The following is a 24,066-nucleotide window of genomic DNA, read 5'->3' on the forward strand; positions in this document are numbered from 1 at the left end:
CGCAATAGGTGCGTAGCGCTTACATCGATCATTTTGAAAAGGTCTCTAGATGCTGAGATCTTCAAGCAAATCCGACTTAGTACGCAACTGCGCTGGCAGTTCTATACGTTGTTGCTCGATAATCTCTCCATCCATTGCCTGAAAAACAGTCTGAGCCACTTGCTGAGCAATACCTTCTAGGTCTTGAGAAGATGTTGCAATAAACGAGTTAGACGATTGTAGCGCTTCCAATGCAGGGGCTGTTCCGTCTATTCCCACCACTTTGATGCGGCCAGAGTAGCCTAGTTCGTCTATCGCCTTGGCAGCAACCAATGCCGGTCTGTCCCACGCCGACCAAACTCCTCGGATTTTTCCTTCACTATCAGCGGTTAGAACTTTTGCCAGTTTTTGTTTAAAAGCTTGGTAATCAGATTTAGCAACATCTGGCTCTATAGTGCTGTGTACTCGAATTTGATGATGGTTTTCAAACTCTTGCTTTGCCGCTAATTCGCGCTCGTAAACAGGTGGGTAGGCTCGATAACTCACCATCACTACCTCTCCTTGAAAGTTCATATCTTTCGCTAGGTAGGCCGCCGTTTCACGTGCCATAGCGGTATTGTCACTGGTAATGTTAGCGACAAAATACCTTGATTGAGCAGAGTCCATACCGACGACAGGAACGCCTTGCTCTTTCGCTATCATTAAATATTCTTCGATTGAGCTTGGGTCTGCGTTAACGACAATGGCCGATGGTTTGGACTTAGCATAAAGACTTTCACCAAGTTCAACAGGGTCCGAGACAAGATTGACGTTCCAGTGATTATCCCATGACACCTCCTTAAGCTTGTCGACCATAATTCTGGTTCCGGGCTCTTCGATCCAAGGGGTATAAAGAAGGATGTCTTTTGTATCACTTGCATAGGCGATATTACTCAGTTGCAACATAGGTGCAAGCAAGGCAGATAACTTGAGTAGCTTCATTTTCTTCCATTTAATTTAATGACTTATATCAAGAACATATCAAGCTCTTCAACCTGTTCAACAAACTCAAGTTTAATCAAGACATTTAAACTTAATTAATCTTATGTAAATTGTCTTAGCTGTCTAAAACTAAAACAATATCCACCCAATCTAAGATAAGGAGTAGTCATGATTTTTTGGGTGTTGTACTTGGTGGCAATTTACGCAGGAGTGTCTTTATTTGTTCCCGAGATTCGAGAGCTAGTGATAACCGCAGCTATCCTTTTCAGCCCACTGTGCTTGGGCTTGCTTCTACTGTTTAGCAGAGAAAACGAATATCGCTTTATGGTAGTCATATCCTTTTTGGGCTCTATCGTTTTACTGGCTCTAATCCTCGCCCAGCATCATTTATCGCCGTCAACTCGTGGGATCGCCTTCTTAGCATTCGTTATGCCGATTGCGTTCTTTGTCGACAGGATCATCATCGGTCTAAAAAACAAATACATGAAAAGAACTCAAGAGTTCTAGCAGCGAACCCAACACGTCATTAAAGGTTGTGATTTGTTCGTGAGATTAGGTTTACAGAAGAAGGGATTTTTATTGTGAGCAGCCTGCTCTGGGCATATTACCCAGAGCCTGAGCCTTTAGTCGACTTTGTGGTATAGATACGCTGCTCTTTCTGTGAACAATATAAAACCATTGTTGGCTCGTTCTATTGGAACAACAGTCATATTTTCTCTGCCCATTGTACCTGGACCAATGACCACTTTTTCACTAAATGGAATGTCTCGATCCGACGGCTGAAACGAAACATGCTCTTGTTCATAAAGCGATAAACGATAATTGTCATATACGTAGACTCCTTTTGTAAAAGAGCCACTTTTCTTTCTTGTATACAGATTGAGCTCATACATACTATTCGAGTTTAACTCTAACTCAGTTCGCAGCCTCAGCATCAAATCTTCTGTTTTACTCTTGGTCGCTACATGAGACTCAGTATCTGAATAGTAAACACCAGATAAACGCCCGTAACTTTCTGAGTGATAATACCAGCCTGTGATGAATGGCAGCGCTGAAACCAACGCGAGCACCGCCTTATTCACAGATCACCTCAGCAATATTCGATGGAAAACTCAGTGATTCCAGCTCTTCATTTATGATGATAGAGATACCATCATTTGTTATCACCGCAGAACGACCAAAGTCTTTCCTGTTGCCGCTAGATTTAGAGATGTACGCACACGAATCATATATCCGATACGAGTAATCTTTTGCGGTATCTGGCCCTTTGAACCCTTTGAAAGCTGCACTGGCGTACATACCCGCTGAGAAGCATACACCTGAGAGAGCGATATAAAATATGGTCCACCGAACGTTCAGTTTTCCTACAAAGCTGCTCGTATCTTTCTCTATAGGTTTCAAGCATTCATGCTCAATGACTTGCTGAGGCTCGGCACTATCAATTTCGCCAACAAATCGATAGCCTTTACCACGCTCAGTTTTAATGACCTTACCATATTTATCGTCAAACGCTTTCCTACAATAAGACAGCGCATTCATTAAACTACTTTCTTCGACAAACACACCTTTACGCGTCCATACATGGTCCAACAAGTCCTTCTTGGACAGTAAAGTATTAGAGTTATCTATAAAGTAGTTTAGTAATTCAATTTCATTTACTCCTAAGCTAACGATGTAATTTGTTTCTGTGTTTTTTACGATTCCTTTTTCAAGATCAACCTCGAAAGATCCATTAATTGTAATCATTATCCTTGCCAATTTTATTTCTGTATTTATTTATAATTTCGAAATCAGTTTAGAATTTCGATAATGGGCACTTTATATTTATGCCTCTTTCTACACATAAGTTAGGGATAAAAACGGAGTTTTTATGACCTTTTCTTCACTTTAAACATTTATTGATGCCGACAGCATGGCAATAACAACAATGAGTACAGCAACTGTACAGAATACTAAAAGCGTGAGCAAAAACCGATGGTTAATAATCTAATTAAGGTTTATATATCTTTAATATTCGTAAAAAAGCATTATATCCGTATAAAAAACCACCAAACATACATAATAAATATAGGAAATTAAATATTATAAAAATAAACTATCGAGATAAAAGCAATAGAATTAATATTAATTGTAAAACACTCTATAAGCCATCAAGTCAATAAAGCAGTGTCAGTTAACTTTAAGCTGCTTCAAAACAAGCGCTGACACATCATCACAAAATAAACTTATTAAAAACACCAATGCATCGTTTTGTGACTACACTACCTAAACTAACGGAGGTAGTTATGAAGATACAGTTAACGGTTATTCTCGCGCTTGTCAGCGTATTTGCTACTGCGGGCGAAAATAAAATTTACAATGTAAATGGTAATGATTATGAAGGTTACTGGGCAAAAGTCAGTGACGATGCACCATTAGTCTTACTCGTTCACGACTGGGACGGTTTAACCGACTACGAGATGAAGAGAGCTAAGATGCTCAATGATTTAGGCTACAACGTTTTCGCTGCAGACTTATTTGGGAAAGGCGTTCGACCAACCGAAGTAAAGGATAAAAAGCAGCACACAGGTGAGCTGTATAAAGATAGAGACAAACTAAGAGCTTTGATGCAAGGTAGTTTAGATTATGCTACCACTCTTGGCGGCAATGCCAATAATACCGTTGTTATGGGTTATTGCTTTGGTGGCGCTGCAGTATTGGAATCTGCACGAGCTGGGATGAATGCCAAAGGTTTTGTAACTTTTCATGGCGGGTTAAAGACACCTCAAGGTCAATCTTACCAAGAGACAACCGCTCCGATACTGGTTTTGCATGGTACTGCTGACAGTGCGATCCCAATGGAACAGTTCGCAGCATTGGCAAGCGAGTTAGAAGCCCAGAACGTAGCCCATGAGATGATCACCTACAGCGGTGCTCCTCATGCCTTTACTGTATTTGGCAGTGAACGTTATCGAAAAGAAGCAGATGAAAAATCTTGGCAGCGCTTTACAGAGTTCCTTGCCTCTTCAACAAACTAATCTCAATTAGACCAGAGCCTCAACGCCTCGAATCCATCTGGGTAGATTCGCATTGAACCAATCTAGATATTTTTGAAGTTGAGGCTTTTGGCGTTCATACAGCAGATTCGTGACTTCTACCACTATCCAAGCTTTAGCAATGATCACATGCCGGAACAATTCCTCTATTGGCATCGCTTTATGTACATCCATATACCTATCTACAATACGCAGCATGGCTTCTTCATCCCCTAACCCTTTAATTAAAGGAACGAGATCTATCGCTGGGCTACCCGTGCTGAAGCGTTCCCAGTCAAACAACACCAATTCCCCATTCTCTCTGCGCCCCCAGTTACCATCGTTGGTATCGCCAGATAAGAGCGTTGGGTAATCAAAAATGATGTCACTTTGGGACTGCAACTTTTTCAGCACGCTCTGTTCTTGAGAGTTGAGAGATAGGAGCCGAAACGCTGTACGTAGAGCCGCGTCACTCCAGCTATGCTGTTTAAGCGTCCAGTCTGAATCAATTGGAGTTTGGTGTATAGCCGCGATCTGACTAAACACTTGGCTTGAACGGGTTAGTTCTTCCAATGTTACAGCATGAGGAATGTACTCTATGACGATGGAATCACCTTCGGCTTGGACAAGAGAAGGTGAATGCACTCCTCGTTCACTCAACACTTTAGCAGCAGTAAAATAGAAACCTCGCTCTATTTCGTTAACGCCTTGTTTCTGAATGTATCTCTGCCCTTGCCTTTCTATCAAACGGACTTTCGCGCTGCCCATTTGTGACAGTTCGTTGTCTGTACCCATACTCTCAATCGCCGAGAACGTTATTAATCTATATTCATACACTACCTGACTTTCAGTAGTGACCAAAACAAAAACGCCCCATAACTTTGTTACAGGGCGTGTAAGTTTCACTTTCAATGAGTGTTAAGGCGCTGAATCCACTTCGACTGGAAGGTAGTGTTTAGGCTCAAGTTTAAGCCACTCTGGCAGCACAGTACCAATAGAGATAGAAGACCAAGTGCCCGATAGAATGCCGATAAACATCGCGATTGCAAACCCTTCAAGTGCATTGCCGCCCATAATCCATAAAGCGGACACCGTTAGCAAGGTTGTGCCTGAAGTCACCATGGTTCGAGAGAACGTCGCGATTACCGCTTGGTCGTTAATTTCGTCTGTAGGCGTCTTCTGTTTTGCTACCAATAACTCTCGAATTCGGTCTGCGATAATGATGGAGTCATTCAATGAGTAGCCCAGTATCGCCAAAATCGCGGCAAACACGGTCAAATTGAATTCCATTTGTGTCGCAGCAAAGAAACCTAATACCAATACGACATCATGCAGTAGAGCAAGCAATGAGCCACTCGCAAGCCTCCATTCAAATCGGAAACACAAATAGCCCAGAATACACAGCATCGAAATCAGCAAAGCCAGTCCACCTTGGTCTACCAAGTCCTGTCCGACTTGCGAACCCACCATGCTATTGCTGACTACATCAACCTGATGAGAGACCCCAGACAGTACAGATGTGATGTCTGGTGCCGTCGCCTCATCTTCTGGAATTGGGTAACGGATGATCCAACGACCATCCTGATCAGAATGCGTCACTGAAGTAAATTCACCTAATGAAGGCTGAAGAACTTCAAGTAAGTCGTTGTTATTCAGGTTCTTGTCCACCTGAACTTCTGTCACCATGCCTCCGGTGAAGTCCAACCCCATATTGAGGCCTTTTACTGCGAACGCCCCCAGAGAGATAACCATGAGTGCAACCGAAACAAAGCTGGTGATGTAACGGATACGACGGATATTTTGTTTTAGATATTCAACCATAATTAAACCCTTACATCACGACGGCTATCGCGTCCCCAAACTAAATTGATAATTGCACGAGAGGCAAACACGCCACTGAACATACTGGTTAGCAGTCCAAGCCCTAACGTCAGAGCGAAGCCTTGAATTGGGCCGTTACCGATTGAATACAGAACCACCGCGGTGATCATCGTTGTGATATTGGCATCAAGAATGGTGCTCAGCGCACTCCCAAAGCCCAAATCGATGGATTGAGCAAAAGTTCGCCCTTCCGCCAATTTATCTTTTATCCTTTCAAATATCAGGACGTTGGTATCAACCGCCATACCCACGGTTAATACCAAACCAGCGATACCCGGTAGTGTTAATACAGCGCCCGGTAGTAAAGCAATTAAGCCCAGCAGGCTAATCATGTTGACCACAAGTGCAACATTGGCCACCCAGCCCAAACGTCTGTACCACAATGCCATGAACGTCAGTGTCATCGCCATGCCCAAGGCTAACGCGGCAAAACCATTTTCAATGTTTTCTGCACCTAGCGATGCACCGATGGTACGCTCTTCAACAATCGTGACAGGAGCAGTTAATGAACCTGCACGCAGCAGTAATGCTAAGTTCTGTGCCTCATCTAAAGAACCCGCTCCTGTGATTCGGAACTGACTACCTAGCTGGGATTGAATGGTTGCAACACTGATGACCTTCTCGCTACGTTCTGTCTCGCCATTAGCATTGGTGGTGTACTCTCGATACACGGTCGCCATTGGCTTACCAATATGCTTGCCGGAGAAGTCGCTCATGGTTTTACCACCCGAGTGATCCAGCGAAATATTAACTTCTGAGAAACCCATTTTGTCCACGCCAGCACGCGCATTAACGATGTGTTCACCGGTTAACACAGGGCGTTTTGACAGCACAACATCACGACCATCGTTGTCCTTAAGCACAATGTCGCCATAGGACACACCTTCGGATGGCGATTTCGCTTCATGGAAGGCTAATGTCGCCGTCGCGCCAATGACGTTCTTCGCCTGAGAGGGATCTTGCACACCCGGCAGTTCAATGCGGATGCTGTGCTCACCCTGACGCTGTACCAAAGCTTCCGTGATCCCAAGCTCTTCAATACGATCACGCATGATTTTCAGGTTTTGCTTGATAGTGACAGTTTGAAACTCAGATTTGTTCTGCACTGTCGGCTTAACTGCTAGGTAGTCTGAATGACGCTTAATGTCCCAACCTGGATAGTTTTGACGAATATAGTTCGCAGACTTAGTTAAAGCCTCACCTGAATTACTTTTCAGGTCGAACCCATCCACGCCGACTTGGGCAAACTTAACGCCTCGAATATGCTCTTGGCGTAGCATGTCTCGCATTTCATCAACGATAGTGTTGCGCTGCTCTTCGAAGGCTTTGTCTACATCTACATTCAATAAGAATTGCACACCACCACGTAAATCCAAACCGAGCTTGATTGGGCTGAAACCCATATCACTTAGCCATTTTGGTGCGACAGACACGTAAGAGAAGCTAATGGCGTCTTGCTTACCCAATAAACCATTCAGTGCTTCGCGTGCATGGGTTTGATCGGTTTCGTTATCGAACACCAATGTGGTTGAGTTCTCTTGCTGAGTAATCTCGTTAGCGTGAATGTTTCGTTGTTCCAAGTAGCGGTTTAGTTCGACTGGATTGTCGATAACTTTATTTTTTTGTGACGTTGTCACCTGAATGGAAGGTTGCTCACCGTACCATGTGGGGATCGCACTGAGTGCAAGCACAATAACTGTCACGATCAGAACTGCGTATTTCCATGCGGAGTAGCGGTTCATCACTCTCGCATGTTTCGTTTTAGGCGTATTTTTCTTCATAGTTATATCTTTACATGCAGTACCCAATCAAAGTCTTAGCTGAATAGGTACAGAAAGTCATCTGACTCTTAAGTTTGGTCAGTCGTAAAACAATGGATCGAATCTGTAAGAAGGTGACTACTTTGTGCCAATGCGTAAGATGGCTAAACAGCAGAGGTGATAAGTGAGGTGCCAAAGGGCTTAAAGCTAGCCGATAAAACTAACCACACCTGTCTTACAGATTTGATAGAAGTCGTTAGACGAATTGAGCGTTCAGGGCCACATACAGCGCGTTGGATTCTTTCCAACCCGAGATGCGATGATTTGAAGTGAAAGAGTTTTCGACCCAGCAGCCATTCTGGCCCAGTGGGTAAGAGTAAAGACTATTTAGAGGCAGAGACGCCTGACTGGAATAATGGCCATCGCTGGTTCCCGGAGCTTCTCCTTCCTCTGAATTACGATCAGATAAGCTCCAGCGATTAAACTGAACAATGGCCAAAACATCGGTGTCAATTTCAGACTGTGACACCGGACTTTCAGATGTTTCTTCTTGTTGTGACTCTTCAAACAGAGTCTGATAATCCGCTTGGGATTGAGGTAAAGCATGAGCTGTATGGCGATTTAAGCGTGCGCTGGCTTCATTTTCAGCTTGCGCAAAATACGCCAATGCTTGCGTTGGTAACACCATCGTAAGCAAAGTAAGCCAGAAAAATTTGATTAAACGTTGAGCCATTCACGACACCAATACTAGAGGACGACTGGATGGTAAGTCCAAGTCTGTCTACAAACAACTAAAATGTTCTAAAACCTAATATTGCACATTTAACCGCTAAACCAAACTGATTAAAATCAGTAAAACACCTGAGTTATCTGTCGCTAGCGATAGAATATCTCTCCGGTTTGTGCGTCCAGATAGATCTTGTTTGCTTGCTTTAACCCACCGCAGTATACAAAGTAGACATCTCTTTGCTCAAACGTCAAAGAACGAATCCAACCACTGGTTTCTTCAAAGTCCTCTGGTTCACACGTTTTTTCTTTGAGCAATTGATCTGTCTTTTTCACAAACATTTCAAAGTGCTGTTTGAAATCGTCTGATTTTTCTATATAGCTGCTGACGGTTTCAACCCGCTCCTCTTTGGTAATGGTTGGGGCCACTTCCAGCAGGGCTTCCATTGGCACCCATTCAGCCACTTCTTCACCACCCTCTTCATAGACATAGTAAGGAGAAATTCTTCCCCAGCCGTCTTTTTTCTCAAGAATATGCAGTTTATCTCCGCGATAGGCCACACTTTCGACGAATGCGTCATACCTCGGATATTCTCTAATTCCGAGTTTAGGAGGGCTGACGTAAAAGTCCGTCACTTCGGGTTTCGGTGGTGGTGGCGCTTCCTCTTTTACCGGTTCTGGTGGTGGCTCTTTATTTTCTTCCATCATTGCAGCCGCAGCAGCCGCATCTTGTTGCGGCTTTAAGTAGAAGATGTAATAACCACCACCCGCACACGCAATGCCAAGCAGCAGAAGAACAACCATGAGTATCTTTTTCATATCGTGTTAGTGTCTTATCTATACTTAAGCCATCTTTCATGAACAATATAGCTAATATGAAATGGCACGGGCTATATCTCACTGTAGCGGCATTTATGCTGATCACTTTACCAATTAAAGGTGTAAGTGAGCATTGTCGTGAAGATACGTGGAATCAAGCCCTCAACTTTCAAAAGCAGGTAGAGTCCTGGTACAACAAAAAAGCCAGTAAATTCAATAAATTCCTAGCTTTCCACAAACAACAAGCTTTTCTGTATCAAGAATTTAGCACAGAGGAACTGTCTGCTTTGTGGGACTCCAAAAACGAGCTACATCAAAAGAGAATCCTCAATCATTCACAGGCTGCCACTATTGTTGTAGCACGCCTTCGAGAAGAGAGTGTTGCCATTCACAAACAGTCTTCGATCATAGATCGAGCTTACGACAAATGGAAAAACATATACACTCACTGCAACCAAGCTGAACTCAAGATAAACAGCTCTTCCAGTCAGCATTATATGAACGTAAATGTTACTCTGAAAAAAGAGACCGAAAGCCTCCAAAAGAAAATTGATGTGATGATTAAAACTTACCAAAGAGAAATCGAGGTTATAGAAGAACTCAAACTATGAAACATTCTGGATGATCAGCTCGCCAATTTACGCAGGTCAACTTCACGGACATATTTAAGTTGAGGCTTCACAAATTCCCTAAGCTGATTGATAGAGAAAGGCTTATCCAAACACTCTAAGCCAAAGACGTCTCCTAGTTTTCTGTCGTTACCCAACAGTACCAGCCGACCACCCTTTTCGAACAAAGAACCCGTATAAAGTTGAGAACATAGTACTTCGATATCACGTTCTGAACTAAGTTTGCTATCAGTATCCAACAAGATTAAGTCTGGCGCGCCTTGGCTCCAAAAATGTTTTACTTGATGGCGCCTGTAAAGTTTAGAGGCTTGAGGGTGGGAACACGCCAAGATCTTTGGATCTTCGCAAATCGATACTATCGTATTTCGTATTGTCGTACATATCAGCGGATATTCACTGATGATTAATACATCCAACGCTCATCGCCCCTATTTCCTACCAATTAAGCTGCCACCGTAAACGTGACAAGGGCGACGAGATTCCACAAACTTCAATCAGATTACAAATGATTAATTAACATTAAACCTCAACAATGAACCAATGAGAGACAATTCCACTTAATATCAGTACCTTAGTAAAACCAACAATGATAACCCCTGAACATTATGAAGTTTTCTGAACACCACTTTTAAGGAAAATCACACCTGTTTGGTGAATAATGGTTCGCCGCCACTGCCGACTTCAATCCTTTCACCACAATTTTTTGTTCAGGTATCAAATGCGTCAAAGACTTAGACACCGTTCAACAAACATCACCTCACCAGTCTGCTGAAGGAGTAGAAACTGCTGAGCAATCGGCGTATCTACTGTCAAGAGATGTACATCAACAACAGGGGTTTCTATTTGCTAAACCTATGCCCTATGAACAACTCACGGATTGGCTTAACCAATACAAACATTCTTCAATGTTGAACACCTCTTGGGATATAAACAAGTAAGCTCAGCATCAACACTAAAGCCTCAGAACAGATCAACCATGAGCTCAACCTAACGATGAAGTTGGTGTTCCACTGCCACAGCTAATGCAACGGTTGCTCCCACCATAGGGTTATTACCCATTCCGATAAAACCCATCATTGCGACGTGGGCAGGTACTGAAGAACTGCCAGCGAACTGGGCGTCTGCGTGCATTCTTCCCATTGTATCCGTCATACCATACGACGCAGGACCTGCTGCAACGTTGTCTGGGTGAAGAGTTCGACCTGTACCACCACCCGAGGCGACTGAAAAGTAGTGGCGACCCAGAGCATTGCATTCCGATTTATAGATACCAGCGACAGGATGCTGGAAGCGTGTCGGGTTGGTTGAATTGCCCGTGATACTGACATCTACCAATTCTCGATGCATGATGGCAACACCTTCACGTACTTCGTCGGCACCGAAGCACAAGATATCGCCTCGTGCGCCTTCAGAAAAACGCTTACGCTCAACTTCGATCAGTTGATTGGTTTGGTAATCAAACTCTGTTCGAACATAGGTAAAACCGTTGATACGAGAAATAAGATAAGCTGCATCTTTACCTAGGCCATTCAGGATAACTTTCAGCGGTGTTTGTCGAGATTTATTGGCATTGAGCGCTATTTTAATCGCCCCTTCTGCAGCGGCAAATGATTCATGCCCCGCCAAAAATGCAAAACACTGGGTTTCTTCACTGAGCAAGCGAGCAGCTAACGCTCCATGCCCAAGCCCAACTTCTCGCTGCGCTGCAACACTGCCTGGTTTGCAATATGCCTGCAAACCCTCTCCTATGATATTTGCTGCTTCTACCGCTGTCTGAGCTTTTCGGCTAATAGCAAGTGCGGACCCCAAAGTATAGGCGTCACAAGCATTATCGAAGGCTATGGGCTGAGTCTCCAACACGATTTTTTTAGGGTCAATACCAAAGCTCATGCAGTAGTCGTGAGCTTGCTCGATGGAAGATAAGTTCATCTCTTGAAGTAATTGAGTCATTGAAACATTCATAACGGCAAGCTCCTATTAAGCAGTACGTGGGTTGATGACTTTACTGGCCTCTTCAAACCGGCCATAACTGCCCATCGCCAGTATCATGGCTTCTTGCGCATCCAGACCCTGCTCAATGTCTGCCATCATCTTGCCCAAGTTCAGATACTGGTACCCAATAACCTCATTTCCTTCATCTAGTGCAAGTTTAGTAACATAACCTTCAGCCAGTTCCATATAGCGGACCCCTTTAGCGATCGTTGAGTAGCTAGTACCTACTTGGCTACGCTGTGATTTGCCTAAGTCTTCAAGTGCCGCTCCGACTTCTAATCCGCCTTCAGAAAAAGCCGACTGTGTCCGTCCATAGACAAACTGAAGAAAAATTTCTCGCATTGCAACGTTAATGGCATCGCACACCAAGTCAGTATTCAGTGCTTCCAGAATGGTTTTGCCTGTGAGAATTTCCGCTGCCATAGAAGCAGAATGCGTCATGCCTGAGCAGCCAATAGTTTCGATTAACGCTTCTTCAATAATCCCTTGCTTCACATTGAGCGTTAGCTTTGCGGCCCCTTGTTGCGGGGCGCAAGTACCAACCCCATGACTCAGGCCTGAGATAGCAATGACTTCTTTCGGACGAATCATCTTGCCTTCCACGGGAATAGGAGCTGATGGATGTAATTCCCCGCGTTGAATCGGGCACATGGATTGAATTTCAGAAGAGTATTGCATGGCGTTTTCCTTTATTTCGGAAAACAAGCGAGATTTGGCTGTGTATTTAACTGCTACAGAACCGACGACCTGCGTATAAGCAGACTGTCTATCGACGAATCACTTGTTTTCGTATTCTGTAGGAGTCATCAGCCAGAGTGGCGGTTAAGTAGGTGGAACCCCATCACCTTGCGTAATTAGAATAGATCTCTATCACATTTGATGACAAGCGCTCGCTTAGAACAATTATATATTAAAAAAGGCCGCCTTAGATTTTCCCGAGAATTAACACAAAAAGAAAGGCTGCTTTAAAAGCAGCCTTTCTTATCACACACATCGCTTACTAGGCGTGGTGACAACCTGATCTTTGGTACCTGCATAAAATACGATGATTTCAGCTGGCTCATCGCCTTCATTGCGACCGTAGTGACAGGTGTTCACCACTTCAATAAGTGAATCACCCGCTTTCATTTTCAGTTCTTTCTTGCCTGCAACCTTATCTTGAGTAATAACCGTCAATTGACCTTTGGTTAAAACACCAGCGTTGATTGCTGGGTGCTCATGTAATGGAAGCTGTGCTTTGGCTGGGATAGTAATCTTCAGGACAGTAATTTCAGGTGTTCCCTTGCCATACGCAGGCAGTTCCGTGCCCTCCCAACTCAACGTAGATTTTGCTAGCTGTTCAACTTTAGGCGCTAGTTTATCACTTAGGCTTGGCTCTTCGCTCGCCAAAGCCTGACCAGAAAAAGTGGCTACAAGACACGCTGCTACAAGTAGTTTTTTCATCATTTCATCCTGAGAATTAGTTGTTTGTTATTTAGCATTCTATTGATTGCGACCAGCCGTATTAAATACCATTTATTCGCAACGGCGACAGAATATATTTCAGAACAAAAACCTGTCAAACAAATATTCGTTAAACTCAAAAATTTACTTTTACATTTGAAATCATAACTTTAAATTACAAATATTCACAAAACAAGGTCTCCAAAAATAAAACCAAAATCAGCACAATCATACAAAAAATAGCCAAATGGATAGTTAAAATCGGCATCAAAAGCAAATATGACAGTATTATGAACCAACATTGACGATGTAATTTATTAAAATAAACTCCGCTCTTACTTAATATTAATTATAATTTGAGCAAAGATTACTCTGTGTGGAGAGGCTTTATTGAGTAGGATAACCATAGTGAGAATCTATGACACCTTTTCATTACAACAAAAGCGGCCTGAAACCCCAAATAGGGAGGGAGAGCTTCAGGCCTATTCAGAATTAGTCCGTCAATTTGTCACATTTAGCGGCGCAAATGAAATCATTGCGGTGCAAGCCTTTTATAGAATGGCTCCACCACGTTACGGTCACTTTCCCCCACTCCAATAAAATGGATGGATGGTGGAACTCATCCTCGGCCAACTCAGCGATTTTGTCAGCGAACGCCCACGCGAGTTTAAAGTTTTTAAACCTGTATTCTTTTTCCAACTGAGGAATACCATCACGTTCTATAAGCTGCCAGTCGTTAAGCTCAGTAAGCAGGAGTCTTTGTTCTTCTTTATTTAGTGCTACAGCGTCACTGCTGCAAGCTTCACAACGTAGTTCATTAAGCATGTGTTATTTCCTTAGGTTCAAACAATGGAGGCAACAACCCCTCTTTCATCGCTTGGTGTACATGAAACATTAAATCTGTCTTGCTCAGTTTGTACAGCTGCTTGATATCTTTGAGAATAAAATAGGCGGGCTGCATTATATCGATGCGATAAGGGGTACGTAGCACCGTCAGGATATCGAATCCTTCTCTCAATGGACGTTCATCGTCCAATGCATACAGTGTTTCGCCAGGAGAAGACAGGATACCACCACCGTAAATTTTGCTTTCAGAGCCTTCTTTAACCAAACCAAACTCAACCGTGAACCAATAAAGTCTTGCTAGATAAACACGTTCTTTACTGCTGGCCTTTTGTCCGAGTTGCCCATAAGTGTGAGTGAACTCGGCAAACTCTGGGTTGGTAAGCATGGCGCAATGACCAAAAATTTCGTGGAAAAAGTCCGGCTCTTGCAGATAATTAAACTCCTCACGAGAACGCAAAAAGGTCGCTACCGGGAATTTTTTATCCGCTAATAGGGCAAAGAAACGGTCAAAATTGATTAACGCTGGGACAGGCTCAACTTGCCAGCCAGTTTCTTTTAACAAAACTTTATTGATTTCAGGCAGTTGTGGAACTCGATCTATTGGTAAATCAAGCAACTCCAAACCGCGCAAATATTCCTTACAGGCACGTTCATTCACTAAGTCCAACTGACGAGAAACCAAATCGTGCCAGATCTGATCTTCCTCGCTACTCCAGTCGACAAATCCTTGTTTATTAATAGGTTTAGATACGTACTGAGTCATCACTTTTCCTTTTAACAACTCCTTTACATTAAGCCTATCGCCTCACGAAATTGGTGACAATTCACCTACGGACATCCTCGGCCAAACACCTGTAACATATTTTTTACATTTAACTGTTTTTTGCTTATTTATCAGCGATATGTTTCTTCCCTGATTGTTTGACTTTGGCTGTATTTGCAACAAAACTTAGCCATAGTTAAGGAAAAGTGTGTAAGACGAGGAAGTCATGTCCACTCAAGAGTCAGTTGAGCTGTCCCCTCTTTGGGATCCCAGCGAAGAAAGAATGGCGTCATCTAATCTGTACCAGTTTATTCAGCATATCAACATGCAGGGTGAGGCCATTGAGAGCTACAGCGATTTGCATCAATGGTCTGTAGAAAACAAAAAGCATTTCTGGCTGGAAATCTGGCAATTTTGTGATGTTATCGGCTTTAAAGGCGACTGCATTCACGGCGAAGGTGTCGCACGTTGGGGGCAATTTTCATCTAGCCGCGACACAATATGGTTTCCTCAATCTCAACTCAATTACGCTGAAAACTTGCTCTCTTATGCGTTTCAGGAGCCAGAAGGTATCGCTATCTGGTTCAAAAACGAGAGAGGCCAGAGCCGTAAGCTCACCTGGCAACAGCTGTGCGATCAAGTCTCCATACTACAGCAATGGCTAAAACAAAATGGTGTCGAAAAAGGCGATGTTGTCGCTGGCTATCTTCCACACATGCCCGAGACAGTGGTCGCGATGCTGGCGACGACCAGCTTAGGTGCGATATGGACATCGACGTCACCAGACTTTGGTGTTGAGAGCGTGAAGGAGCGCTTTGGTCAGGTTCAGCCTAAGATTTTGTTCTGCTGTAACGGTTATAGTTTCAATGGCAAAACGTTCAAAATGGATGAAAAAAACAATCAGATTGTGCAATCGATATCCAGCATCCAGAACACATGCCATATTGATTATCTGCAAATTGGTCAAGAGAGCCCATTTGGCAATGAACAATTTTCAGACTGGGAATCCATTCTCGCTAGTTACATCCCTCGCGGCCTCCGATATCAGCGAATCGGTTTCAACGATCCGCTGTTCGTTCTTTACTCGTCAGGAACAACAGGCAAGCCGAAGTGCATCGTACACTCGGTTGGTGGCACCACACTTAACCACTTAAAAGAACATCAACTCCACTGCGATATCCAACCACGTGATCGCGTGTTTTACTACACCACCTGCGGCTGGATGATGTGGAACTGGCACGTCTCAACCCTTGCCAGCGGTGCAACACTGGTTATTTTCGACGGCAGTCCGATGTATCCAATGCCAAGCGTGCTTTGGGAGCTAGCGGAAGAAGCTCAAGTCAGTTTGTTCGGGACATCAGCCAAATACCTTGAAGCTCTACAAAAAGCCGAATTTAATCCGAGTCATTACTACAATCTGGATAATCTTAAGACCCTCTGCTCCACTGGTTCAGTTCTGTACCCTCAGCAATTTGATTATGTCTACAGCCGCATCAAGGCAGATCTGCATCTGGCTTCTATCTCGGGCGGCACAGATATCTGTGGCTGCTTTGTGATTGGTAACCCGATCTCTCCTGTCTATCGTGGCGAGTGCCAGGCACCCGGCCTTGGATTGGATGTACGCGTTTTTGACGAGAAAGGACAATCCGTTGTTAATCAACGGGGCGAATTGGTCTGTTTAAATAGCTTTCCGAATCAACCAGTCGGTTTTTGGCACGATGATGGCGAGCGTTATCACAACGCCTATTGGGACAAGTTTGACAACACCTGGCATCATGGCGACGACGTAGAAATGACCGACAACGGCGGCATGGTTTTCTATGGGCGGAGCGATGCCACACTCAACCCTGGCGGAGTAAGAATCGGAACTGCAGAGATTTATCAGCAAGTAAATCAACTCTCTGAGATTAAAGATTCTATTGCAGTTGGCCGTGTGCTTGATGGGGATGAAAAAGTCGTACTTTTTGTTCAACTCGATAGCGATAAGACGCTGAGTGATGAATTGATTTCAACCATCAAGCTGCAACTGAAAACCCAATGCTCCCCAAGGCATGTACCTGCAGAAGTTTACGCCATCAGTGAAGTCCCGAAAACCAAGTCTGGTAAGCTCGTTGAGCTGGCCGTAAAACAAGTGTTGCATGGTAAAGATGTACAGAATAAAGGTGCTATCGCGAACCCTCAGGTTCTTGACGAAATCGCTCAGTATGCAACACAAACGGTTTCCTAAAATAAAAAGCCCGAACGATTAAGTTCGGGCTTTCCAAATCTGCTAAACCAGTATTACTTTTTGGCCACTGCCATCAATACGGTCAATTTCCCTTGAGGCGAATCGATACTGAATGGTGTCGTCACTTCAACTTCATCAAACCCAACACTGCTGAGTACTTGCAATACATGGGTTGGTGTCATTCCACCCTCTTCGTCTTTATCCGATAGCCAGTCCCAATGAACAAAGTGATTTCCTTTATTGAGCAGGCTATAGACAATATCAACGACATCAGAATAGTTGGGCAGAAAGCTACATACTGACGATGCAACCACCAAGTCAAATTGATTCCGGAATGCGGGGTGCATTGCTACTAAGCCCCGTGACAGAAGGTCAACGACTGGCTCTACGTTGTCGAGCTCTTTCTTATCTAATTGCTCGATCATAGCCTCTGAGCTATCTAATGCTACGATATCTTTCGCGAAAGGAGAAAGCTTCTGGCTAAGTAGTCCTGTACCACAACCAAAATCGAGAATGCGCTTCCCTTGGACACCGACAATTTCTTGTAGAGAGTCAAACGCTTTCTGTGCATACAATACTGCTGAAGGCTCGTTTTCCCACTCTGCTGCGTAATCATCCCAATTAGTAGCCATCATGATCTCCCTGTTACCTCATTCATTTGGCGTCAAACAAGAGTATCAAAACTACATGAAATTCATAGCTTTTGGCGCCAGAAAACAGACAAGCGTAGTGTATTCTTATAACATTAGCTTATATAAGCACCAAATACGCGAATACCCCAGATGAACCTATCGCAGATTGAAGCCTTCTGTACCATTGCTGACACTGGGTCAGTATCTGAAGCTGCCAGACAACTCGAATGCAACCGCACAAAGTTAAGCATGTCGATTAAAGCCCTGGAAAAGGACCTAAATATCGAACTGTTTGTCCGAACAGGCAACCATGTCTCTCTCTCTGAAGCGGGTAAAGCCATCTATAAAGACTGCCAGAATATGTTAGTCACGGTTTCACGCATTCGTCAGACCTGTGCTCAAGTTTCCGGTGAATTCAACGCAGAAGTCTGGATAGCTCGCGATGATTCACTGCCAGATGACATGTGGCAGGACCTTTCACACCGGCTCAATAATAAGTTTCCTGCTACTTCGTTTAACATCGTCCTTGCGTCTAGTGGAGATCTAGCAAACCTAGTTGCCACTCAACAAGTCGACTTTGCTTTTGGCGTTGACTATGAACGCATCGATGACCCGCATATTAGTTATCACCCTTTAGGCAAAATCCGCCTCATGTCGGTATGTAAGGCTGATCATCGTCTCAGCCAGCTTCGACGCGTTTCGGATGATGAATTACGTAATGCGATGCAAGCGGTTATGGTCTATCTCAACGAAAAAGACAACCCTGAACTACAGCCGTTCTCCCTGCGCCATATTGGTTTCTCCAGCTTTGATTACATGCTAAGTACTATTCTCACAGAAGACGCTTGGGGCGTATTGCCTGAACCGCTGATCCGTCATCATTTACGTAAACAAGAACTTGCCGTCATCAAGCATACTTACGGCTTAACACAGGAAGACTATTGTATGTTCACTGCAGCTGGCATGGCAGAGCACCCAGGCATGTCGTGGCTGGCGGATAAGCTTAACGAATACTTGTTTGATTTCTAACTGTTTCGCCATCGTTTTCTGCGGCTACGGTGGCACTATACTCCTTCCAGCTTTACAATACGACAGTCAGTGTCAATTTTAATGGCACCGAAATTTAACACTATCTCATTGAATTTAAAGAACAAGGTATGTAACGCGTCTATTTCCGTCTATTTTTAGCACAGATCAAGTTTGTCAAATACGTTCAGTGCGAGAAGAATAAGAGTATGTATAGCGAAGAGAATACTCTATGTGTGACAGGACAAGCTTAAATGAAAAACGAATACTGATTTTCTCAGCCCTTTTAGCTTCAGGCTTTGCAGGTGGTGGATTAGTACTCGGGATGCTTGTTGGTTCACTGGTTATTGTATTTGATGGTGTTTATTCATCTGTCAGTCTGCTGCTAACTTTATTGTCGCTCGCCGCTTCTAAATACATTCAGAGCCCTTCTCGAAGCCACTTCCCGTTTGGTAAGGCCGTACTTGAACCTGTGGTCATTGCCATTAAAGGCAGTGTCATCCTCGCAGTCGTCAGTTACTCACTCTACTCTGCACTTATCGCCGTTTTCAATGGAGGACGTGAGGTTGATGCTTCAATCGCAACTTTGTTTGGTGTGGTCAATATATTAGGTTGTGGCTATGCATGGTGGCACATTGCTCGTAAGTCAAAGCGCTTTTCGTCAGGCCTGATCGAGGCGGAAGCCAAACAATGGCAGATGGATACCCTGCTCAGCGTAGCAGTCACATTGGGCTTTATTGTCGCATGGGGTGTCGCTCTATCCCCCCTAGCAGAGTACTCCGTCTATGCCGACCCTATGATGATGATTCTTATGTCGTTTTACTTTATTAAAGTACCCTTCGACATGCTGAAAGAAGCCATTAGAGAGTTATTAATGATGTCGCCAAGTGATGAAATTTGCGATGTCGTTGATCAAGAAGTGTTAGCGCTAGATAAAGAAGTTAAGCAGCACATCGAGCTCACCGCCGTTACTAAGGTAGGCCGTGAGCTTAGAGTTAACCTAGATGTCCACTCCACAGAAAAACAGGTGGCTGTGGCCGATCTCGAACGAACTCGCCGTATTTTGAAAAATAAACTGGCTAAGCTACCACTCGATCTAAGGCTTAATTTGAATATTGCCAGCTAATCAAGCTGTTGTTTATATACCTTAAACGCCCTCTTTAGAGGGCGTTTTTATTTATAACCCTACAAAAAGCGCCAGTTAGTTCTATTATTATGTATATGATTTCATATTGAACATCTCCACGCCAAGATGGAGAGGCAGTACCACGAGATACATCAAGGTTGGCGCCTATGAAGAACCCATTTACAGCATTACTGGCAGATAAACAATCAAAGAAAACAGCACCTCAGCAAGACGACAGTATAAAAACCAGTGTGTTAGATTTACTGTCTGACGGTATGGTGATCTTCGATGGGCAAGTCGGCTCCAACGCTATTTTCTACGCCAACCCAGCCTTTCTCAAATACTACGGTCTTCCGTCCAACCAAGTTATTGGTCGCAATATCATTGAGTTCTATTCGCACTACCTGAATGATGATCATATTGCTGAGCTTCATAGTGCCGTTCACGAGGCGACGTCTCACACCACTGAAATTTGTGTCAATCAAGAAACAAAGAAAGGCTGGCTGCGTATCAACTTAGAAGCAATGAGGAAACAAGGAGGGGGCAACCATTACCTAATTCTCAATCAGGCCGACATCAGCCAAATGAAGCAGGTTCGTCAAGAACTGAAAACATCCAACCAAAAACTTCAGCAGTTAGTATCCAATCAGAACCAGCGAATTAATGAACAAGAAGTACAAATGGGGGTTATGTTTGAACAGGCAGTCGATAATATGCTGCTTCTCAATGCTGAGTTGAAAGTTCTCGACGTTAATGACTCGGCACTTTCCCTTTTTGAGCACAGCAAGTCTGACTTACTTGGATTAGAACTGACGTCACTCCTCTATGAGTTCACAGAGAACAACATTGAAGACAAGCTCTCAAGTGTCGAAATGTATCAAGAAGTACCACTGGACGAAGTGATTAAAGTCAGTCGAACCAGCGATGTGCTAAGCCTACTAGGTTCCGTCCGATACATCACAATGAAAACGCAGAAGTATATTGTTCTAACTTTGCGAGACATCAGCAAAGAACAAATGGCTCAGAACGAACTGAGAAGAAGCCAGAGTGAGCTAGAAGAAGTCGTCAGAAGTTTGAATCTGGCTACGCAAGCTGGTGGCATCGGTATATGGAGTTGGGATTTTACAACCAATGAGCTTTCTTGGGATGACCGCATGTACGAGATATATGGCGTTGACCCAGACAACTGCAAGAACAACTACACCATGTGGCAAGAGAGAGTATTGGAAGAAGATATATTTACTGCTGAAGAAGCCCTCAACAAAGCCAGAGAAAACCTCACTCAGTTCAACTCTGAATTCAGAATACAACTACCCGACAAGGAGATACGTTGGATAAAGGCCGCGGCAAACGTTTTATTTGATCAAGATGGAACCACCCCTATTGGTATGGGCGGCATCAATATTGACGTAACAAAAGAGAAAAATGCACAGGCAAATCTAAGGCATGAAAGTGAAATCGCCTTAGCGGCTAGTGAAGCAAAATCCATGTTTTTGGCCAACATGAGTCATGAGATAAGAACACCGATGAACGGCGTAGTAGGTATGCTAAGCCTCCTTAGTGAATCAGAGCTCAATGGTGAACAGAAAAGTATGGTCACAACCATCAAAGATTCTGCTCTAACTCTACTGCACATTATCAACGACATCTTAGACTTTTCGAAAATCGAAGCCGGCCAAATGTCACTGGAAAGTGTCCCTGTGGAACTGCAAAAACTTATAGAAAGAACATTGGATGTCCTCTGTTTACAAGCAAACAACAAAGGTATAGAGCTCTATTTAACTTACGATGCTAGCCTGCCGAAAGTCATAATGAGTGACAGTGTCAGGCTCAGCCAAGTGTTGTTGAACCTCGTTGGCAATGCTGTCAAGTTCACAGACAGCACCGATGAGATGAAAGGCAAGGTGTGGGTCTCAGCCACATTAAACCAGCACGACATTGCCCCCTACGTCGAGATTATCATTGAGGATAATGGTATCGGTATGACAGAAGAGCAGATCGAAAAGCTGTTCAAAGCATTCAGTCAAGCGGATACCAGTACAACCAGACTTTATGGCGGGACAGGTTTAGGTCTATCCATAACCCGCTCTCTGCTAGAAATGATGGGAGGTGATATCCATGTTGATAGTCGCTTTGGTGTTGGAAGCCGCTTCTCCGTTGAACTTCCTTTCATTGAGGTGGAAGAGCCACCTCAAGATCCAACCCCAAACTATGTGAACGGTTCTAGAATTTTATTCGTCACCAATGATCAGAACATAGCCACTTTCTGTGATATCAACTTAGCTAACTTCCGCTGCAAAACCAACTGTGTAGCTAATATGCAAAGAGCTATTGCGGTACTTGATTACGCGAAGAAGGCCGGCGCAACCATCGACCTGATTATCGTTGGCCCTGACTTATATCACTATTATGAGGAAAAGCCGCTCTCCCAGTTCAACTCAGCACTACTTGAAGAGCAAAAATTCATTTTTCTCTCTCGCGACCCTAGCATTGAGTCCGGCCTAACAAAATCTAACTATTACGTCATGCCATGCAGCCCTTTCAAACCCAGTGAGCTCACCACTGCGATAGGCGTCATGCGAGAACTCATTAGTTGTGAGAGGAACATAAAGCCTATCGTAAATGAACCAAATCAAGACATTCGTGAAAACAAAACTGGGCTAATCTTAGTTGTCGATGATCAACCCACCAACCGTGATGTAATACAGAGGCAGTTGAATCACTTAGGCTACCAATGTGAAATGGCAGTTCATGGTCAGGAGGCATTACACAAATGGAGAAATGGTTCGTTTGATTTAGTCCTCACCGACTGCCACATGCCAGTAATGGATGGGTATGAACTTACAAAACAAATCAGAGAATCCGAAAGGAAGGACAAAACCTTAGGCCATACACCAATCGTCGCAATTACCGCCAATGCAATGGTTGAAGCCTCTGAGCAATGCATTGCTTCAGGTATGGACGACTATTTAACCAAGCCAGTCGAACTCAAAACTCTTGATCAATCGATCGAGAAATGGATGCAGCTCTCCCCTATCCCCTTAGAAGAAAAACCGTCTGAAGATCCATCTTTAGAGCCTGAAGACGTTGAAGTGCCGACAGCAAAACCTCCACATGATCCAATCTGCATGTCCACTCTAGAGCAGATATTGGGCACAAAAGAACTGTCTATCGTGGGACCTTTGCTCGAAGGGTATTGGGAGTCTGTTAACGAAGACATTGAAAAAGCGGAGATTGCGCTCACCGATAAGAACGATGGTGATCTCCAACAGATCGCCCACGCCGCCAAAGGTGCCGCTCGTTCTGCGGGAGCAGAAGAGCTCGCGGACAAATTTGAAGTGCTGCAAAACACGGCACACCTGAAAAACTGGCCAGAACTGTCTGACACACTAAGCAGCGCTAAGGTAGAACTGAAACGCTTACAGAGTTACCTAGTTGAGCACTCAATTATCGAAGACACGGAAGTAATATATGAGTAACTATGACCCGACCAATTTTACGATTTTAGTCGTAGAAGATCACAAGTTCTCTCGCCAAGCACTCGTTGGAATGCTAGTGAGAGGTGGTTACGAAAATTTGCTTTGCGCGAAAGATGGTATGGAAGCCATGACAAAATGCGCTGAAAACAAGATAGATTTGATCATCACCGACATCAACATGCCTAACATCAACGGGCTAGAGCTCATTAAGGCCATTCGAACAAATGAGGCTCAAATCGCCTGTGACACTAGGATAATCGCGGTGACAACACTATCAGATACTGCGACGATTTCCGCTTGCATGACATTAGAAGTCGATGCATTTCTCGTGAAGCCTATTAATATCAAATCCGCCAAAGAAAAAATCCAGAGCGCGATCACCGAACCAAAATGTTTGTACCAACAGCACTTTTATAGTGATGTCAGTACAAGTATTAATTTAGCGCCTCAGCCAAACGAGCCCGATACAACCAAACGTATTCGCTCCATTGATAGTCGAGTTCATGAGTTGTCACAACTTTCTGAACTCAAAGAAGGAATGACACTGGTCTACGATATCAATGCGGTTTCTGGAGGCTGCTTACTAAGAGCAGGAACAATACTCAACAAAAAGCTCATTTTACGTTTGTTTGAACTGAGTAAGATTGTCGATACAAATAGTATTGTCGTGCGAGAAGATAAGACCCAAATGGCTGTTTAAGCTTGTTTTCTAAAATTGAGAATCAAAATGAGAACTCGCAAAC

General features: G+C 43.8%; 23 protein-coding genes and 1 riboswitch. Of the genes, 8 read left to right on the forward strand and 15 right to left on the reverse strand.

Going from position 1 to position 24,066, the window contains the following annotated elements; genetic code table 11:
- Nucleotides 1–45 precede the first annotated feature (45 nt).
- Nucleotides 46–960: a substrate-binding domain-containing protein gene (locus FIU99_RS18435; RefSeq protein WP_006960745.1), complete on the reverse strand. Its 915-nt coding sequence runs from the start codon at nt 958–960 to the stop codon at nt 46–48.
- A gap of 168 nt (nt 961–1,128) precedes the next feature.
- Here FIU99_RS18435 and FIU99_RS18440 point away from each other — a divergent pair, with 168 nt between their 5' ends.
- On the forward strand, nt 1,129–1,467 hold the full coding sequence (locus tag FIU99_RS18440; RefSeq protein ID WP_006960744.1) for a hypothetical protein: 339 nt from the start codon (nt 1,129–1,131) through the stop codon (nt 1,465–1,467).
- Nucleotides 1,468–1,583: 116 nt separating this feature from the next.
- Here FIU99_RS18440 and FIU99_RS18445 read toward each other — a convergent pair whose 3' ends face one another.
- Nucleotides 1,584–2,042: a hypothetical protein gene (locus FIU99_RS18445; RefSeq protein WP_019274412.1), complete on the reverse strand. Its 459-nt coding sequence runs from the start codon at nt 2,040–2,042 to the stop codon at nt 1,584–1,586.
- Complete coding sequence (locus FIU99_RS18450; protein ID WP_006960743.1) at nt 2,035–2,706, reverse strand: winged helix-turn-helix domain-containing protein; 672 nt, start codon at nt 2,704–2,706, stop codon at nt 2,035–2,037. The genes FIU99_RS18445 and FIU99_RS18450 overlap by 8 nt, the downstream gene beginning before the upstream one ends.
- A gap of 539 nt (nt 2,707–3,245) precedes the next feature.
- On the opposite strand from FIU99_RS18450, the gene FIU99_RS18455 reads away from it, so the two are divergent.
- Nucleotides 3,246–3,977: a dienelactone hydrolase family protein gene (locus FIU99_RS18455; RefSeq protein ID WP_006960742.1), complete on the forward strand. Its 732-nt coding sequence runs from the start codon at nt 3,246–3,248 to the stop codon at nt 3,975–3,977.
- Nucleotides 3,978–3,983: 6 nt separating this feature from the next.
- On the opposite strand, the gene FIU99_RS18460 is transcribed toward FIU99_RS18455, so the two are convergent.
- From FIU99_RS18460 to FIU99_RS18480, 5 genes are all read right to left on the reverse strand, one after another.
- Nucleotides 3,984–4,769: a phosphotransferase family protein gene (locus tag FIU99_RS18460; protein WP_039951975.1), complete on the reverse strand. Its 786-nt coding sequence runs from the start codon at nt 4,767–4,769 to the stop codon at nt 3,984–3,986.
- Nucleotides 4,770–4,892: 123 nt separating this feature from the next.
- Nucleotides 4,893–5,795: a protein translocase subunit SecF gene (secF, locus tag FIU99_RS18465; protein WP_006960740.1), complete on the reverse strand. Its 903-nt coding sequence runs from the start codon at nt 5,793–5,795 to the stop codon at nt 4,893–4,895.
- Nucleotides 5,796–5,797: 2 nt separating this feature from the next.
- Nucleotides 5,798–7,636: a protein translocase subunit SecD gene (gene secD / locus FIU99_RS18470; protein ID WP_006960739.1), complete on the reverse strand. Its 1,839-nt coding sequence runs from the start codon at nt 7,634–7,636 to the stop codon at nt 5,798–5,800.
- A 235-nt stretch (nt 7,637–7,871) separates the two neighbouring features.
- Nucleotides 7,872–8,348: a hypothetical protein gene (locus tag FIU99_RS18475; RefSeq protein WP_006960738.1), complete on the reverse strand. Its 477-nt coding sequence runs from the start codon at nt 8,346–8,348 to the stop codon at nt 7,872–7,874.
- A 143-nt stretch (nt 8,349–8,491) separates the two neighbouring features.
- Nucleotides 8,492–9,160 (reverse strand): hypothetical protein, encoded by a 669-nt coding sequence (locus FIU99_RS18480; protein ID WP_171347296.1) that lies wholly within the window; start codon nt 9,158–9,160, stop codon nt 8,492–8,494.
- Between the two features lie 38 nt (nt 9,161–9,198).
- On the opposite strand from FIU99_RS18480, the gene FIU99_RS18485 reads away from it, so the two are divergent.
- Nucleotides 9,199–9,771, forward strand: a complete 573-nt coding sequence (locus FIU99_RS18485) for a hypothetical protein (RefSeq protein ID WP_251768448.1) — start codon at nt 9,199–9,201, stop codon at nt 9,769–9,771.
- Between the two features lie 14 nt (nt 9,772–9,785).
- On the opposite strand, the gene FIU99_RS18490 is transcribed toward FIU99_RS18485, so the two are convergent.
- From FIU99_RS18490 to phhA, 6 genes are all read right to left on the reverse strand, one after another.
- On the reverse strand, nt 9,786–10,205 hold the full coding sequence (locus tag FIU99_RS18490) for a hypothetical protein (protein WP_144397600.1): 420 nt from the start codon (nt 10,203–10,205) through the stop codon (nt 9,786–9,788).
- 571 nt (nt 10,206–10,776) lie between these two features.
- On the reverse strand, nt 10,777–11,751 hold the full coding sequence (locus FIU99_RS18500; protein WP_006960733.1) for a GGGtGRT protein: 975 nt from the start codon (nt 11,749–11,751) through the stop codon (nt 10,777–10,779).
- Nucleotides 11,752–11,766: 15 nt separating this feature from the next.
- The gene (locus FIU99_RS18505; RefSeq protein WP_006960732.1) at nt 11,767–12,459 is read right to left on the reverse strand and encodes an iron-sulfur cluster assembly scaffold protein; all 693 of its coding nucleotides are present in this window, start codon (nt 12,457–12,459) and stop codon (nt 11,767–11,769) included.
- A 112-nt stretch (nt 12,460–12,571) separates the two neighbouring features.
- Nucleotides 12,572–12,636, reverse strand: a riboswitch (Fluoride riboswitch).
- 129 nt (nt 12,637–12,765) lie between these two features.
- The gene (locus FIU99_RS18510; protein ID WP_039951973.1) at nt 12,766–13,224 is read right to left on the reverse strand and encodes a cupin domain-containing protein; all 459 of its coding nucleotides are present in this window, start codon (nt 13,222–13,224) and stop codon (nt 12,766–12,768) included.
- A gap of 492 nt (nt 13,225–13,716) precedes the next feature.
- Nucleotides 13,717–14,049 (reverse strand): 4a-hydroxytetrahydrobiopterin dehydratase, encoded by a 333-nt coding sequence (locus FIU99_RS18515; RefSeq protein WP_006960730.1) that lies wholly within the window; start codon nt 14,047–14,049, stop codon nt 13,717–13,719.
- On the reverse strand, nt 14,042–14,833 hold the full coding sequence (gene phhA / locus FIU99_RS18520) for a phenylalanine 4-monooxygenase (protein WP_006960729.1): 792 nt from the start codon (nt 14,831–14,833) through the stop codon (nt 14,042–14,044). The genes FIU99_RS18515 and phhA overlap by 8 nt, the downstream gene beginning before the upstream one ends.
- A gap of 226 nt (nt 14,834–15,059) precedes the next feature.
- Here phhA and FIU99_RS18525 point away from each other — a divergent pair, with 226 nt between their 5' ends.
- Nucleotides 15,060–17,060 carry an acetoacetate--CoA ligase gene (locus tag FIU99_RS18525; protein WP_006960728.1) on the forward strand — a complete coding sequence of 667 codons (2,001 nt, stop codon included), beginning with the start codon at nt 15,060–15,062 and terminating at the stop codon, nt 17,058–17,060.
- A 53-nt stretch (nt 17,061–17,113) separates the two neighbouring features.
- Here FIU99_RS18525 and FIU99_RS18530 read toward each other — a convergent pair whose 3' ends face one another.
- Nucleotides 17,114–17,692, reverse strand: a complete 579-nt coding sequence (locus FIU99_RS18530) for a class I SAM-dependent methyltransferase (protein ID WP_006960727.1) — start codon at nt 17,690–17,692, stop codon at nt 17,114–17,116.
- A 150-nt stretch (nt 17,693–17,842) separates the two neighbouring features.
- Between FIU99_RS18530 and FIU99_RS18535 the strand changes: the two genes are divergently transcribed.
- The 4 genes from FIU99_RS18535 to FIU99_RS18550 all read left to right on the forward strand — a co-directional run bounded on the left by FIU99_RS18535 (nt 17,843) and on the right by FIU99_RS18550 (nt 24,023).
- On the forward strand, nt 17,843–18,721 hold the full coding sequence (locus tag FIU99_RS18535; protein WP_006960726.1) for a LysR family transcriptional regulator: 879 nt from the start codon (nt 17,843–17,845) through the stop codon (nt 18,719–18,721).
- Between the two features lie 229 nt (nt 18,722–18,950).
- Nucleotides 18,951–19,844 (forward strand): cation diffusion facilitator family transporter, encoded by an 894-nt coding sequence (locus tag FIU99_RS18540; protein WP_006960725.1) that lies wholly within the window; start codon nt 18,951–18,953, stop codon nt 19,842–19,844.
- 167 nt (nt 19,845–20,011) lie between these two features.
- On the forward strand, nt 20,012–23,323 hold the full coding sequence (locus FIU99_RS18545) for an ATP-binding protein (RefSeq protein ID WP_006960724.1): 3,312 nt from the start codon (nt 20,012–20,014) through the stop codon (nt 23,321–23,323).
- A complete protein-coding gene (locus tag FIU99_RS18550; protein ID WP_006960723.1) occupies nt 23,316–24,023 on the forward strand; it encodes a response regulator in 708 nt (235 codons plus the stop codon). The genes FIU99_RS18545 and FIU99_RS18550 overlap by 8 nt, the downstream gene beginning before the upstream one ends.
- Nucleotides 24,024–24,066: the final 43 nt, after the last annotated feature.

This window comes from Vibrio sp. THAF64, assembly GCF_009363455.1.
Classification (GTDB): domain Bacteria; phylum Pseudomonadota; class Gammaproteobacteria; order Enterobacterales; family Vibrionaceae; genus Vibrio; species Vibrio coralliilyticus.

Bases quoted from the DNA above. Each gene is read 5' to 3' on its own strand.
- FIU99_RS18435 (WP_006960745.1), bottom strand. From the start codon at position 960: ATGAAGCTACTCAAGTTATCTGCCTTGCTTGCACCTATGTTGCAACTG.
- FIU99_RS18440 (WP_006960744.1), top strand. From the start codon at position 1,129: ATGATTTTTTGGGTGTTGTACTTGGTGGCAATTTACGCAGGAGTGTCT.
- FIU99_RS18450 (WP_006960743.1), bottom strand. From the start codon at position 2,706: ATGATTACAATTAATGGATCTTTCGAGGTTGATCTTGAAAAAGGAATC.
- FIU99_RS18455 (WP_006960742.1), top strand. From the start codon at position 3,246: ATGAAGATACAGTTAACGGTTATTCTCGCGCTTGTCAGCGTATTTGCT.
- FIU99_RS18460 (WP_039951975.1), bottom strand. From the start codon at position 4,769: ATGGGTACAGACAACGAACTGTCACAAATGGGCAGCGCGAAAGTCCGT.
- secF (WP_006960740.1), bottom strand. From the start codon at position 5,795: ATGGTTGAATATCTAAAACAAAATATCCGTCGTATCCGTTACATCACC.
- secD (WP_006960739.1), bottom strand. From the start codon at position 7,636: ATGAAGAAAAATACGCCTAAAACGAAACATGCGAGAGTGATGAACCGC.
- FIU99_RS18475 (WP_006960738.1), bottom strand. From the start codon at position 8,348: ATGGCTCAACGTTTAATCAAATTTTTCTGGCTTACTTTGCTTACGATG.
- FIU99_RS18480 (WP_171347296.1), bottom strand. From the start codon at position 9,160: ATGAAAAAGATACTCATGGTTGTTCTTCTGCTGCTTGGCATTGCGTGT.
- FIU99_RS18485 (WP_251768448.1), top strand. From the start codon at position 9,199: ATGAACAATATAGCTAATATGAAATGGCACGGGCTATATCTCACTGTA.
- FIU99_RS18500 (WP_006960733.1), bottom strand. From the start codon at position 11,751: ATGAATGTTTCAATGACTCAATTACTTCAAGAGATGAACTTATCTTCC.
- FIU99_RS18505 (WP_006960732.1), bottom strand. From the start codon at position 12,459: ATGCAATACTCTTCTGAAATTCAATCCATGTGCCCGATTCAACGCGGG.
- FIU99_RS18510 (WP_039951973.1), bottom strand. From the start codon at position 13,224: ATGAAAAAACTACTTGTAGCAGCGTGTCTTGTAGCCACTTTTTCTGGT.
- FIU99_RS18515 (WP_006960730.1), bottom strand. From the start codon at position 14,049: ATGCTTAATGAACTACGTTGTGAAGCTTGCAGCAGTGACGCTGTAGCA.
- phhA (WP_006960729.1), bottom strand. From the start codon at position 14,833: ATGACTCAGTACGTATCTAAACCTATTAATAAACAAGGATTTGTCGAC.
- FIU99_RS18525 (WP_006960728.1), top strand. From the start codon at position 15,060: ATGTCCACTCAAGAGTCAGTTGAGCTGTCCCCTCTTTGGGATCCCAGC.
- FIU99_RS18530 (WP_006960727.1), bottom strand. From the start codon at position 17,692: ATGGCTACTAATTGGGATGATTACGCAGCAGAGTGGGAAAACGAGCCT.
- FIU99_RS18535 (WP_006960726.1), top strand. From the start codon at position 17,843: ATGAACCTATCGCAGATTGAAGCCTTCTGTACCATTGCTGACACTGGG.
- FIU99_RS18540 (WP_006960725.1), top strand. From the start codon at position 18,951: ATGTGTGACAGGACAAGCTTAAATGAAAAACGAATACTGATTTTCTCA.
- FIU99_RS18545 (WP_006960724.1), top strand. From the start codon at position 20,012: ATGAAGAACCCATTTACAGCATTACTGGCAGATAAACAATCAAAGAAA.
- FIU99_RS18550 (WP_006960723.1), top strand. From the start codon at position 23,316: ATGAGTAACTATGACCCGACCAATTTTACGATTTTAGTCGTAGAAGAT.